Genomic DNA, 14,229 nt, shown 5'->3' with positions numbered 1-14,229 from the left:
GAGGGGGAAATAACCAATAATCAAATACCGCTCCACATTTCGCGAATAGATGGAAAAGGTACAGCTAATTATATCGTTTAAGCTGTAATAAAACGTTTATATGGAAAATCTCCAGTTAATTTGGGGTAAGTGGTTCATCGGAATCGGGCAGATTAGATGTAGGTTTTACAGTTAAATGAGTTAATTAAGAGAATTGAATGAAAATAGCTGGAGTTTATACAGTTAACTCCTTGGATTAGCTTGTTGGTGGATGGGGTAGTGTGGAGGATGGAAGGGAAATAGTGAAGGGTGGGCGTAGTGGGAGGACGTGTAAGGAGAGTAGCTGAGATCGTGTAGTAGGTTGCTAGAGAGATAGAGTAGGATGGAACGACGGATACGCATGGAGCACAAAAGAGGTTATCCCAGGTGAAGCTTGGGATAACCTCTTTTGTGCTTAAGTATGAGGGCCAAGGTGTGTCCCCAAAAGCTACTCGCATAAATAGCGTTATGCCATAACGTTATTCGGCTATATTTCAAATTTTTCCAAGGTATAGGATGATAGCATAACGTTATCTATAACTCGAAATGAGCATGGTTCTAAACTCAAAAAAGAGGTAGCCAAGATGAACTACATCTCAGGCTACCTCTTTTAGCTACTACGCCTCAACCCACTCGCGGCGGAGCGAGAACAAATCGCGCAGCTCGTCGGTCGACAGCTCGGTGATCCAGTTCTCGCCGGAGCCCACGATCTGCTGGCTAAGGCCGAGCTTGCGCTCGATCATCTCGTCGATGCGCTCCTCCAGCGTGCCAAGCGTCACGAACTTGTGCACCTGCACGTGACGCGTCTGGCCGATCCGGAAGGCGCGATCCGTCGCCTGATTCTCGACGGCGGGGTTCCACCAGCGATCGTAGTGGAACACATGATTCGCCGCCGTCAGGTTGAGCCCGATGCCGCCGGCCTTCAGCGAAAGAATAAACACATTTCGCTGCTCGTCGACCGGCAGGTCATCGTTGTCTTGAAAGTGCGCGATCATTTCATCGCGCCCATTCTTGGATGTTCCGCCGTGCAGGAACAGCACTTTTTCGCCGAGCTCCTGCTGAAGCACATGCTGCAGCAGGTTGCCGGTCTCGACAAATTGCGTGAAGATCAAGCATTTGTCGCCCTCTTGACGCAGCTCCTGCACCATCTCGAGCAAGCGCTCCAGCTTGTTCGAGCGTCCGCTCCACGGGGCGCCGAGCCCTTCCTTGAGCAGCAAAGCAGGGTGGTTACACACCTGCTTGAGCTTCGTCAACGCAGCGAGGATGAGGCCACGCCGCTCCATCGCAGAAAGCTTATCCAGGCGATCGAACATATCCTGGATGTAATTCTCGTACAACGAGCCTTGCTCTGCTGTGAGCGAGATGAACGTTTTGGACTCGTTCTTCTCTGGCAGATCCAGCTGGATCGCCGGATCCTTCTTCTCACGCCGTAGTAAGAACGGGCGGATCAGCTTCTGGACTTTGCCGATTGTCGCCTCATCGCGCGTCTTCTCGATGGCATTCACATAGCGAGTCGTGAACTCGCGCACGGTGCCGAGGTAGCCAGGATTCGCGAAGTCGAAGATCGACCATAGCTCGGTCAGACGATTCTCGATCGGCGTTCCCGTCAAGGCAATGCGATGGAACCCATTCAAGCGGCGAATCGCCGTAGCTTGCTTGGTATAAGCGTTCTTGATATTTTGAGCTTCGTCCAAACAGATCGAGTTCCAAGCAATAGCGCCCAGCTCACTCTCATCCAAATGGGAAAGCGTGTAAGACGTTAAGACAAGATCGTATTTGCCAACGATTTTCTCTGCAAAAGCCGGACCTTTTAACCGTTGTGGTCCATAGTGTAGATGGACACGCAACGAGGGCGCAAATCGTTTCAGCTCCATCTGCCAGTTGCCTAGCACGGAGGTCGGACAAACGAGTAACGATGGTGTATCTGGCTGCTCGGTCTCTTTGACTGTGAGCAAGTACGTGATCCACTGGATCGTTTTCCCGAGACCCATGTCATCGGCTAAGCAGCCGCCAAGGCCGAATCTACGTAAGAACAACAGCCAGGAGATACCGTCCACTTGGTAGTGGCGAAGGGAGCCATGGAAGCTAGGCGGCGGCTCAATCGTCGGAATCGCCGAGGTCTGCGTCAGCTGTTCGATCATGTGGCGCAGCTGTTCGTTCAGCTCGACCTCCATGTCGAGGTAGCGCATCGCATCTGGATCATCCTCGGCAGGCAGCAAGCCGCCTGCGTCACCGGCAAAATGCAGCTCCAGCACATCGCGGAACGACAGCCCCTGCTTCTTGTGCACTTGCTTCATAATCTGCTCGACCTGCGCCATGAATTTAGGGTCGAGCTGAATCCAGTTGCCGCGAATCTGGATCAGCTTGCGCTTCTCCTCGAGCAATTGACGGAATTCCTCTTCCGTCAGCTCCAAATCCCCAACAGCCAGCTTCCAGTCGAACTGCATCAGCTGGGTCAGTCCGAACATCGTCTCCCGTCCAGAACCGACGGACGACTTGATCTTCGCGCGCAGCTTCGGCCGCATCTTGCGGATGCGATCCCACCACGCCGGCAGGAACACGCTCGTTCCTGCCTCAACAAGCCTCACGCTTCCCTCTGCGAGGAAGCGCCAAGCCTCTTCCTCCGTCACCGTCTGACGGAGGACGCCCTCACCTGCATCCAGCCACGGCAGGATGCGCACCCACTTCGCCGTGTCGCGCTCGACACGGGCAATCTCAGGCAGCCACGCCTCCGGCAGTGGCTGTTCCCCTGCGACCGGCTCGCCGACGGTCGTCACGGTGCGCAGCACCTCCGGCGCCAGCCGGTCCTGCAGCAGCACGCGCAGCTGCCAGCCTGCGCCGTGCGCGAGGTCCGGCTCGACGAGCTGCAGGCACGTGCGCATCGGCGTCCGGTCCTGACGCCAGCCAATGCTGACGAGCCAGTCCTCCTCGTCCAGCCACACCTCTGCGTTGACGTCGCCGCGCCGCATTAATGGATACGCTGCTTCGAGCTTGCGTAAATTGTCTTTCATGATCCCGTCGGCATCAACCCATTCCGGGATCAGGGCATGAATCCAGCGTGATATCGCTGGCGTCTCTAGCAATTGCAGCTCTTCCGGCAGCTGCAGCTTCCAGCCGATTTCGCCGGACTTCCATTTCTCGTAGTCCGGCATGAAGCGGCCAGTCGCAAGCGACTCGCGAATAGCAGGAGCCAGTGCAATGACATCAGCGGAAGAAGCATGCCACTTCAATTGTAAGTGCTGAACAGGCTGCGGTTCGCTGAAATAATCGAGCGCTTCAAGCGGCAGCAGTTCAATGCCTTCCCGATTCTGCCATTCACTCGGTTCCATGAAGGTGCCGAAGAAGGAGGCGCGATGCCAGGCGAATAGCATATGTTTTAAATCAAGTGCATCCCAAATACCGCCGTTTTCACGGGAACCCCATAGAAATAATGACCCGTTAGGTAAGGAACTAACGTGAACGGTCAGCGCGCTGGTTTCGATCATCGAATCCATTTTCCTTTCTTGAGCTCTTCTTGGAAAGCACGCAAACGCGAGAACTTATCCGCTAAGCGGTAAATATAGTGCTCCCAGCGGTCATCCTGGCCGATGTGTTTATAGATGCTATGCAGCTTCTTGAGCAGGCGGACTGCCGTCTTGTAAGAAGCCCTATTTTTCTCCAGAACAGCCCGTTCGGCTGCTTGATGATAGAGCGGAAGGAGCAGCGCGGAGTCGTGCTCTTCGATCGCTTTAAGCTCCATCCCGTATAAGTTCAAGGGGGAAATCCGATTCGCCAGTTGCAAATCGACCCATTGACGGTACCGTTTCGTTTGCAGCAAATACGCGGTGTAATAGTAGTAGGAACGTGGGAGTAAGGACTCCATCACCTGTACCCATTCGCTATCGTTTGCCAGATGCTTCGTCGTATCTAGCCAATATTGGCAGAACGTGCGGAAATCATCATGATTCGCATTCGTTATCGAAGGGAACAGCCAGCGCAACCAGACCAGCATGTGATCCCACTGTCCATCGCTCGCGAATTTATTTAAATAAAGGAAGAAATCCTTCGCATGCGGGTGAGCCAATTGCCCAAGACGTTCGAAGGCTTGCTCGGTATGCCCCTGCATAATATCAAAGTGAGCCCTAGCCGCAAGCAACGAATCCTTTTTCTTCGGAAGCAGTTCCTTCTTGGCCAAAAGACCGTCGAGACGTGTTACTTCCTCTTTCTGCGCGCTAGGTTGATCGGTCAGCTTCCACCAGATGAAACGATATACGAACAGCCAATCAACGGGACTGTCCTTGCCTTGCAGGGCGGATTCTCCGACCATTTTCATCGTGGATAACCATATCTTAGGCTCCGCCAGGAAAGAGCGGTTCACATCTATGCGGTCGACGAATTCGACAAGCTTATCTTCACAGTTTTTGGCGGAAATTTTGCACCCATTTTCATGGTAGTAGCTTAGGTAAGAGCTTTTCGTTTCTTGATAAAACTGTTCGATCTTCCGCATCATGAACAGTACAATGTGGAACATATAGAGTGCACGCGTCGTATCGCGCCAATTGGCTGCATAAGGCGGCAACGACTCCAAGGCGGACTCATAGAAGGTTTCTATGGAATGTTGATGCGAAATGGAGAAGCCGTGAAACTTGCCTTCAAAAAAACGATGCCAATCACTCGGCATACTCTCTTCCAAGGGCACGTTCGCCTGTGCGGCCGCTTTGCGTTCTTGTATAACGGAAGCTGCAGCACTTCGGGCTGGTTTCTTCCGTGTATGGATTTGCTGTTTTAGCTGCTGTAGGACAAGCTCTGCACGACCATAAGCGGCGTATAGGTTGAAAAACGTAGCACCGATATGCTGACAGAAGCCATCGAAAGAACAAGTGCAGGTACTTGCAGCGAAATTTTCTAAATGAACTTCTACCTTATGGACTTGTTTGCTTGTGACGGTGGCTAGAACACTAAGCCCTTTGAGATCAACCTCGGTCACGCGGCCTTTATGATAATACTCCCAGCCTTGCTCCAGACGGATGGCGTCAAAGTGCAGCGGGATTTGCTTGATGAGGTAGTTCATTCGATTTTTGGGAATTTGAAGTTTCAACATGTGATCGTTCCTACCCTCCGAGCGGCGCATTCCTTCTTCCATAGTAACAGATTTTTTCCGAAATTGCCCATTTCCACAGTTTATGCCAAAGGTGATATTTTTAATCCGTGCCGAAAGGGGTTAACCCTGCATTCTTACCTAGAATATGATAAAGTGAAGCTAGATGAAATGCTTCTTGAAGGGAGACTGCGCGAGTGGGTATTAAATTTGGTCGTGAATATAAGGACATTGTTACTGATTTTGTACGTGGGATCGAAATGGTGAATGGTTTCTATGAGCTGCTGGAGATGAATGCAGAAGACTGGCAGGAGCTGGACGAAAGTGAACAGGAAGAATGCCTGCGTACGCTGGCTGATGATATATTCTACGGACTAGGCAGTTCACCGGTGATGCAGGTTGGCGCAGGATCAGTTAAGCATGATGCGGGGAATCACGTGCTCAAGGTGCATGATGGCGAGAAGCTGGTTTCGGTCATTTATTTGGTTTAAAACAGGCAGAACTGTACGATAGAAAGGTGTAAAGAAGCTATGTTGGATGGCGCAAGAAAGGTTCTACAACAGGTTTACGGGTATCCGGAGTTCCGGGAAGGCCAGAAAAATATTATTACGAACCTTCTCGAAGGGAAAGATACGCTAGGAATTATGCCGACAGGCGGCGGGAAATCGATCTGCTATCAAGTGCCAGCCCTGCTGATGGAGGGAGTGACGTTAGTCATTTCCCCTCTTATCTCTTTGATGAAGGATCAGGTGGATGCGCTTGGCGCTCTTGGTGTTCCTGCCACGTTCATTAATAGTACGTTGGAAGCTAGAGAAGTGGAACAGCGCATGCAGGGGGCTATGCAGGGCAAATATAAGTTGCTTTATATTGCACCTGAGCGTCTAGAATCAGAGCGATTTCGTGCCAGGATGGCGGCGTTGAATCTGCCTTTGGTTGCGATTGATGAGGCACACTGTGTCTCGCAGTGGGGACATGATTTCCGTCCGAGTTACGTCTCGATTGCTCCGTTCATTCGTCAGCTGCCGAATCGGCCGATTGTGGCTGCTTTCACCGCAACGGCTACTGCTGAGGTCACAGCCGACATAGCGCGTTTGTTGGATCTGGATGCCGCAGGGATTTTCATCAATGGCTTTTCGCGTGACAATTTGGAGCTAACCATTCTTCGCGGAGAGAAGAAGCGGGATTACATACAGAACTATGTGAAGGAACATACGCATCAGCCCGGCATTATCTACGCTGCGACGCGTAAGGATGTTGAGGATTTGTACGAGACGTTGCGCAAAAAAGGCTTCGCCGCAGGCAAGTATCATGCTGGCATGTCTGATGATGAGCGCTCCTACATGCAGGAGGCGTTTCTCTACGATGATATTCGCGTGATGATCGCGACGAACGCTTTCGGGATGGGGATTGATAAATCCAACGTCCGGTACGTAATTCACTACAATATGCCGAAAAATATGGAAGCTTATTACCAGGAAGCCGGCCGTGCGGGGCGTGATGGTGAGCCAAGCGAGTGTATTCTGCTGTTCAGTGCGCAGGATATTATGACGCAGAAGTTCTTGATCGAGCAGAACCAGCTCTCGCCTKAGCGCAAAGCGAACGAGTATAAGAAGCTCCAAACGATGATCGACTACTGCTATTCGCCGCGCTGTTTGCGGAACGCTATTTTACATTATTTTGATGAGCAAAATATTAAAGACACCTGCGGGAACTGCAGTTCCTGCAAGGACGATCGCGATACCGTCGACATTACGGTCGAGGCGCAGAAGATTTTCTCCTGCATCCGCCGTATGAACGAGCGCTTCGGGATTTCGATGGTCGCTTCGGTTTTGAAGGGTTCCAAGGCGAAAAAGATCATGGACTATCGATTTGATCGCTTGCCGACTCATGGGATTATGAGCAATTTGCCCGAAAAAGAGATCGCTGAATTGATCAATGTGCTGATTTCGGAAGGTTTCTTGCAACTGTCCGATGGTCAATACCCGGTTGTTCGTTTGATGCAGCCTGCTGCCGAAGTGCTTCAGGGCAAGCTGACCGTGAATCAAAAGGTGCGCAAGCAACCCGTACGCGCTGTCGCCGCGATGGACAATACGTTGTTCGAGCAGCTGCGATTGCTGCGTCGTGAAATGGCTGCGCGCGAGAAGGTGCCGCCTTATATTATTTTCGCCGACAGTACGCTGCGTGAGATGAGTGAGAGCTGTCCGACTACGGAAGCCGCGATGCTGCGCATCAAAGGGGTCGGTGAGGTGAAATACCGCAACTACGGGAAGCCGTTCTTGGAGTTGCTTCGGACGTATGCGGGAGAAAGTGATATGGGTGTAGTTGCCTATGATTACGAGTGAGGGAGTGGGACACGATCATCCTCACGAGAAGGTGCATCGACCCGATTGCTAACCCAGAATGGGCTTCAGCAATAGGCGTCGATTTCAGAGCCGGCTGTCTCCCCTTACAAAGGTGCGGTCACATACAATTCCAAATAAGGGTCTGCCATAACGCTATTTGTTCCACATACAGATTCTATGAGAAAATAGCATGATGAAATAGCGCAATTTCGATCAAAACGAGCGGCATACACTGTTAATATCAAAATAAGGCTATGGGATAACGTTATTATCCTGAATTCTCATCTATACTAGCGAATAAGGTGTTTTCATAAGGCTATTTTTGGGTTGCCATATTTAATAATAGATAAGCTGGCGGTAGAAGTATCGAGGAGTTKGTGAAGGTGAAGCTAGAGAKAGTAACTCTGGATGAGCGGTTGTCCATGTTGGGAACGTGGAGCCTTGAGGCTGAGGAGAGCAAGTGGATCGTGCGCAAGTATCGGTTCAAGGCTTTCTTACAGGGAATCGACTTCGTTAACGAGGTAGCTCGCATCTCGGAAGCAGTTAACCACCATCCCATGATCGCTATTGATTATAAAATGGTGACGCTGCGCCTGACCTCGTGGAGTGCTGGCGGTTTGACTGAGCTGGATTTCTCTACCGCTGCGAAGTTTGATCAGGCGTTTGTGGAGTTAACGCGCTAAGAGGATAGTCGGACCTGTGTAGACCATACAGTGGAAGTCAGCCGTACCGATTGGCGTCCACTTCTCATATGTATCCGTGATCGTGAAGCCAGCACGCTGGTAGGTGCGAATAGCTCGCTCGTTCCAGACGAGTACCTCGAGGTCGATTTCTTGTTCGGGGGCTCTTTGTTGGGCTTCGGCCACAAGGAGTTGAACGAATTGCGTGCCAAGTCCCCCACCGATTGTGCCACGGATTCCGCCGACATTAGCACCACCGCTGCCGCATAGATCAGGCCGAAGCCCTAGGCCTAGCCGGGTAACGCCAACGATCGGGAAATACTGTACGAATCCGGTTAGCGTACCGTTTATATCCACCACACCGCGATATTGTTCATCCCTTATTGGGGGATCAGCGAATTCGGATTGGTTGTCGAGCATTGTGGCCCAGGTTGGCCAGTTGTAAATGTCGTAGGGAGCCGGATAGCTCCACGTGCACAGTTCCTGACAATCCGATGCCGTTAGCGGGACCACGCGCCAAGGTAAAGTTAAGGTAATAGGTTCAGGCATATTGTGGCAACCTTTCTATAAGCAGTATTTGGCCATTGTTCTATTTTAGACTAACAAATCCCCTTATTCTAGCCGACGTCTGAAAGATACGGAACGACGTTCCGCAATTTTTTAACATTCAATGCTGAAGCGCCCATTTTCATTATATCAATAACAATAAGGAGGGCACCCGTGATGACACAAGTGACCATTCGTGAAGCTGTCATGTCCGATATCCCCCAGCTCAAAACTTTAATGCTCGCTTATATTGTGGATTTCTATCAGTACCGACAACCGGAGGATGAGAAGCTGAACGCTTTGATTCATGAATTGCTCGAACAGAAAATTGGCATTCAATTTGTTGCTGAAACGGAGGAGGGGGCGTTAGTCGGCTTTGCGACGTTATACTTCACATTCAGCACGCTGCGCGCCTCCAAAATTGCGGTGATGAACGATTTGTACGTTGTTGAAGCTGAGCGTGGACAGGGTGCGGCGGCAAAGCTTTTCGCTGCCTGCAAAGGGTACTCGGCCAGACACGGTTATGCAAATTTAACCTGGACAACGGCACCAGATAACTTACGCGCGCAAGCTTTTTACGATAAAATGGGTGGAGATCGAAGCAATTGGCAATCGTACTCCGCTAATCCCACAAGTGGGATGGGAGATTAACTGTAGGTAGGGGAAGGTGGCAGAAACCGTGGAAAATATCGTAAGTCAGTCGTGGTTGCTTGGGCAATTGGGGGATGCGAATATCGTCATCGCGGATTGTCGTTTTGCACTTGGTAAGCCTGAATCAGGCCGTGAACAGTATGAGCAGGATCATATTGAGGGTGCGGTGTATGTCGATTTGGAGAAGGACCTTTCCGGTGCCATTATGGCGCACGGCGGACGACATCCGCTTCCGGATCTTGGTGCATTCTCGATCCTCGTCGGCAGTCTCGGCATTGACGGCACGAAGACCGTCGTTGCTTACGACGATCAAGGCGGAGCTATGGCATCGCGCTTGTGGTGGATGCTGAAATTCCTCGGCCACTCCGAGGTATACGTATTGGATCAAGGGTACACCACGTGGAAATCCGCGGGGTACCCGGTCACGGCTGAAGTGCCAGCGGTATTCCCGCGGACCTTCTCACCGAAGGTGCACCGCTCCATGCTGGCGAGCATGGATGAAGTGAAAGACAAGCTCGGTCGCCCAGGCACCGTGCTGGTGGATTCGCGCGAGGAGCGCCGCTACCTCGGGTTGGAAGAGCCGATCGATGCGGTGGCTGGCCACATCCCGGGCGCGCGCAGCTTCTTCTGGAAAGGCGTTCTCGGCGAGAACGGTGCTTGGTTGTCAGCTGCGGAGCAAGAGCAGCACTTCGCCGCGCTGCGTGACGCTGATGAAATCATCGTCTACTGCGGTTCGGGCGTGACGGCGTGCCCGAACGTTCTGGGGCTTAGCGAAGCGGGCTTTGACAATGTGAAGCTCTACAGCGGAAGCTGGAGCGACTGGATTTCGTGGGCAGATAACCCGATTGCGACAGGTAAAGAGGAATAACGAAAAGACCGCGCGGGACGGAAGATTGGCGTACAGTGTGATATCACTGTACGCCTTTTTGCGATGCTTCGGGGGTCATGCGCGTAGATAATCATTCACAGGCGTATATTCCTATGAGACAATACGATGGAAACAAACTGCTTGCATATTCTTTGTGATGGGGGACATACTGTGAAGCTGGAAAGGCTCTTATCCATAACTATTCTGCTTCTGAACCGCCGTGTGGTGCAAGCCAAGGAACTCGCGGAGCGGTTCGAGGTGTCCATACGAACGATATATCGAGATATTGAAGTAATTAATGGGGCTGGCATCCCCATCGTCACCTATCAGGGAAACAATGGTGGCATTGGACTGATGGAAGGTTACCGCTTGGATCATAATGTACTTACCAACAATGAGCTTGCAGACATCGTTACAGCCCTCCGCAGCATCTCAACCTCATACGGCAACGAGCAACAACTGCGGTTATTAGAGAAAATCCATAGCGTTGTCCCGCCCGCATACTCCGAAGATTTCCAACATAAGACGAACAGCGTGTTGATTGACTACTCGCCTTGGGACGGCAATGAAAGGCTGCGACCGAAACTTCAGCTATTAAAGGAAGCCGTGGATAAGTGTCTGATTACTAGATTTACCTATTCCAATGCCGAAGGTGAAATATCATACCGTACGGTAGAGCCGTATATGCTCATCCTAAAAGGGAGACAATGGTACCTGCAAGCCTACTGCCTGGAGAAAGAGCAGTTTCGGCTGTTCAAGCTAATGAGAATGAAGGAGCTAGAGATAGTTCCAGGAAGCATTTTCATTCGCCGAGAGCTTCCGATGCAGGAACGTGACACAGGCCAAAACCCATGCGAGCCGTCCCAGGTGACAGAGATCGTCTTGCGTTTCCATGCTGACTCTCGTCATTTGGCGGAGGAGTGGTTTGGCATCGAAGGGCCTGTGCCAGATGAAGATGGCAGTTGGCTAGTAAGGAAGGCATACCCGGAAGATGATTGGTTGTATAGATTCATTCTCGGCTTGGGTCACCACGCGGAGGTACTTGAGCCACCCCATCTGCGGGATATTATTGCTAGTCGTGCAGAGCAAGTTGCGAAAATATATAGCAGAGATAAATCAACCTGACAGAAAGATGTCAGGTTTGTTGTTTTATACTAAACTCATTCCAATTAAAGGAGAATGATTAGTAATGAAACAAGACCAATCTGAATTGAAACACTCGCTGTCGGTAGATTCGGCTACCCGCAAACCAATTGAGCCTGCACGTATAGAGGAACTTCCCTCTTTCACGCTAGCCGGAATTAGCGCTATCACAACAAATGAAGCCGAATTCAGCGATAAAGGCAAAATCGGCAAGCTATTTGAACAATACTACTTACACGATATTGGCGGACAATTGGCCGCGTATGTTAAGCAACATGGTCATTATAGCTGTTATTTCAACTACGAACAGGGCGATGCCGGAAGGTATGAAGTAATGGTTGGCGTAAACGTTCGGGAAGAATTGCAGGATCAATATCCAGAATCTGTTTCGACGTTCACAGTTCCTGCTGCGAAATACGCCGTATTCGTTACAGAGCGGGGACCGATTATAGAGATGGTGCAGCGAGCTTGGGGCGATATTTGGCAATGGTCGCGACAATTCGGCAATGATCGAGCGTTCACAGGCGATTTTGAGTATTATGGACAGAATATCAATCCGAATGACGGGCAAGCTGAAATTTATATCGCTTTACGTCAATAGCCTGTTACCGTCATCAGAAAAAATATGATGCGAACAGATATTCCAGCTTGCAACGACAAAGCCTCCAAACCAACATAAGCTTGGATTTGGAGGCTTTATAATTATAAGGAAAGGGAGGATCAATATGAGTTCGATTGAAAACATTTCTCTCACTTACCATACCAGAAAGCAACTTCCAATGCAGGGCATATGATAATGGCACGTATTTTGCGGTTATTTAATGTCCAGGCATACCCTTATGCGACGCGGATTCGTAGCTGTAGTAGATTGCCGTTTGGCAGACTGCTACAGCTCTTTCTTTTACCACGAAGCTTCTGCCAGAGCTCTCTCAACGCACGACAATTTTTGTAAGATTTTGATCTATTTTGTCGCCCCAATATGCTAGAATAAGAGAATTAGATGGAATAATTAGGCAGAGGGGCTTATAGATGAGGAACAAGAGTGGGATTCTCGTGGTGGGTTGTCTTGGTTTCATTGGCATAATGGTGTTAATTGCGATCATTACAGCAGCAGTTGTATGGGGACAACGGGGGACGGCGATTGCACTAGATGAGAAGATCAAGTCGCAGCACGTCGCGAATAAGTCGAACTACGATAACATGTGGAAACGATTCAAAGAGATGGCGCAAGTCACCGACATGCAAGCTGATGATATCAAAAAGGTATATACCGACCTCATCGCGGGTCGTTACACGAATACACAAGCTCTTTTCCAAACGATCCAAGAGCAGAACCCGCAGATGAGCAGTACGTTGTATACGAAGCTGCAAAATGAAGTATCTTCGGCGCGAACCGAATTCGACCGGAATCAGAAGAAAATTGCCGATCAAGTCCGTGAGTATAATACGCATATTCGGAAGCATGTGCTGATGAATGCGATTTTCCATTTCGAAACGATGGACGCGGAGAAATTCATTATTACCTCAGACCGCACGAGTGATGCGTATCAGACAGGCAAAGATAACGAAGTGAAGCTGAGGTAGCAGATGGCGTATTGGACAGCGTTATTTCTCGTAATGATTGTTGGTTTTGCCATCGAACTTGTGACGGCCCGTAAATGGTGGCGGTACGTACTAATATCGCTACTCGCCGTAATCCTATTCGCAAGTGTGGTAGCCGGTGATTTCTATCTACGGACAGTGGATACGGAGGTCTGGTCTGGGCGTGTAACGGACTTAGAGCACATCGAAGAGTGGGACGAGTGGATCCCGGGTAAGGAAGAATGCTCGACTGATGACAATGGGCGCAAGAGGTGTACCCAAAGGCCTGGGCATTTCGAGCACCATAAGGAAATAAACAAGATTAAAACCTCGGACAACGGATGGTTTGAGGTCAATGAATCCATGGACGGAAGAACTACTTTCACCAATCGCTCCCCCAACTCGACATCAGAGTTGGCCAAATACTATCCACTTGGGACACCTTCGGCCTCCGTACACAGGTATGTGAATAAGGTGAGAAGCTCTTACAGCCTTTTTAAGCATAACGATATTGATCTAAAGGATTACCCCGGACTGCCTGGATACCCGAGCCACGTCTCGKAGGTGCTTCATGTCGATCGGATTGTGGGTGATGTGCCGAACAAGCCCAGAGCGTTGGCGGCGTTGCAAGCTTGGAATTCCGAGCTCAACAAAGCAGTGCCAGACCCCGATCAACCTGGAGAGACGAATTCGTGGAAGCAGGTGAATTTGATTTTTGTGAATATGGGGATGGATCTGCCGCAAGAATACGGCTATGCCCTCCAGGATAAATGGAAGAACGGCAACAAGAATGATTTCATTGTGAGTTTTAGCCCGGCTTCGGATGGCTCTATGAATTGGGTGCATGCTTTCTCATGGAGTGAAGTGGATATGCTCAAGCTTGAGGTGCAGGATTATATGACGGAGCAGGGGTATGGCAAGGATTTTGCGCCGATCGTGGATCATGTAGCTCAGATGGTGGCGGATCAATTCGTCAGAAAACAGTTTGCGGACTTTGACTATTTACAAATTGAAGTAAGTGATACGTCGATCTATATCATTTGGGGACTTGAGATGTCTCTGCTGGCATTTTACATGTACAGATGCATCAAATCCTTCCTTCATCGTCGACGGAAGATGACATTGTATTCATAAGTAAAAGCGTTCTTCCGCCGGAGGGTGAGAGAGAGCTTTTTTTTTTTTTTTTTTCTACGACTGACCAATTAACGCACAAGCCCTCGATTCAATATCTTTGAGGTATTGGATAGGGTTTCTTCTAAAGCGTTGACGCTTAATTCCTTCATGAAGACGCTCGTTCCACCTGTCACGTTCTTGAGCAAAAGT

General features: G+C 50.2%; 12 protein-coding genes. 9 read left to right on the top strand and 3 right to left on the bottom strand.

Annotated elements, in window-relative coordinates; all coding sequences use genetic code 11:
* Positions 1-635: 635 nt before the first annotated feature.
* Positions 636-3,512 (bottom strand): DEAD/DEAH box helicase, encoded by a 2,877-nt coding sequence (locus AC1DLM_RS12480; RefSeq protein ID WP_477570098.1) that lies wholly within the window; start codon positions 3,510-3,512, stop codon positions 636-638.
* A complete protein-coding gene (locus tag AC1DLM_RS12475) occupies positions 3,500-5,098 on the bottom strand; it encodes an SWIM zinc finger family protein (protein WP_477570097.1) in 1,599 nt (532 codons plus the stop codon). Before AC1DLM_RS12475 ends, AC1DLM_RS12480 begins: the two co-directional genes overlap by 13 nt.
* Before the next feature lie 194 nt (positions 5,099-5,292).
* Here AC1DLM_RS12475 and AC1DLM_RS12470 point away from each other — a divergent pair, with 194 nt between their 5' ends.
* The 3 genes from AC1DLM_RS12470 (at position 5,293) to AC1DLM_RS12460 (ending at position 8,120) form a co-directional block, all read left to right on the top strand.
* Positions 5,293-5,586 carry a hypothetical protein gene (locus tag AC1DLM_RS12470; protein WP_171638187.1) on the top strand — a complete coding sequence of 98 codons (294 nt, stop codon included), beginning with the start codon at positions 5,293-5,295 and terminating at the stop codon, positions 5,584-5,586.
* Positions 5,587-5,625: 39 nt separating this feature from the next.
* Positions 5,626-7,437, top strand: a complete 1,812-nt coding sequence (gene recQ, locus AC1DLM_RS12465; RefSeq protein WP_477570096.1) for a DNA helicase RecQ — start codon at positions 5,626-5,628, stop codon at positions 7,435-7,437.
* Between the two features lie 377 nt (positions 7,438-7,814).
* On the top strand, positions 7,815-8,120 hold the full coding sequence (locus tag AC1DLM_RS12460) for a 4a-hydroxytetrahydrobiopterin dehydratase (protein WP_477570095.1): 306 nt from the start codon (positions 7,815-7,817) through the stop codon (positions 8,118-8,120).
* Here AC1DLM_RS12460 and AC1DLM_RS12455 read toward each other — a convergent pair.
* Positions 8,109-8,666 (bottom strand): GNAT family N-acetyltransferase, encoded by a 558-nt coding sequence (locus AC1DLM_RS12455; protein ID WP_477570094.1) that lies wholly within the window; start codon positions 8,664-8,666, stop codon positions 8,109-8,111. The two genes, AC1DLM_RS12460 and AC1DLM_RS12455, sit on opposite strands and share 12 nt — an antisense overlap.
* Before the next feature lie 174 nt (positions 8,667-8,840).
* On the opposite strand from AC1DLM_RS12455, the gene AC1DLM_RS12450 reads away from it, so the two are divergent.
* The 6 genes from AC1DLM_RS12450 to AC1DLM_RS12425 all read left to right on the top strand — a co-directional run bounded on the left by AC1DLM_RS12450 (position 8,841) and on the right by AC1DLM_RS12425 (position 14,040).
* Positions 8,841-9,314: a GNAT family N-acetyltransferase gene (locus AC1DLM_RS12450; protein ID WP_056622098.1), complete on the top strand. Its 474-nt coding sequence runs from the start codon at positions 8,841-8,843 to the stop codon at positions 9,312-9,314.
* A 28-nt stretch (positions 9,315-9,342) separates the two neighbouring features.
* The gene (locus AC1DLM_RS12445; RefSeq protein WP_477570093.1) at positions 9,343-10,182 is read left to right on the top strand and encodes a sulfurtransferase; all 840 of its coding nucleotides are present in this window, start codon (positions 9,343-9,345) and stop codon (positions 10,180-10,182) included.
* A 171-nt stretch (positions 10,183-10,353) separates the two neighbouring features.
* Entirely contained in the window at positions 10,354-11,307 is a 954-nt protein-coding gene (locus AC1DLM_RS12440; protein ID WP_477570092.1) for a helix-turn-helix transcriptional regulator, read from the top strand.
* A gap of 64 nt (positions 11,308-11,371) precedes the next feature.
* Positions 11,372-11,926: a GyrI-like domain-containing protein gene (locus AC1DLM_RS12435; protein WP_477570091.1), complete on the top strand. Its 555-nt coding sequence runs from the start codon at positions 11,372-11,374 to the stop codon at positions 11,924-11,926.
* A 428-nt stretch (positions 11,927-12,354) separates the two neighbouring features.
* A complete protein-coding gene (locus tag AC1DLM_RS12430) occupies positions 12,355-12,909 on the top strand; it encodes a hypothetical protein (protein WP_477570090.1) in 555 nt (184 codons plus the stop codon).
* A gap of 3 nt (positions 12,910-12,912) precedes the next feature.
* Positions 12,913-14,040, top strand: a complete 1,128-nt coding sequence (locus AC1DLM_RS12425) for a hypothetical protein (RefSeq protein WP_477570089.1) — start codon at positions 12,913-12,915, stop codon at positions 14,038-14,040.
* Positions 14,041-14,229: the final 189 nt, after the last annotated feature.

The organism is Paenibacillus sp. 01T442, assembly GCF_056398345.1.
This window is presented reverse-complemented; position numbering and strand designations above follow the sequence as displayed.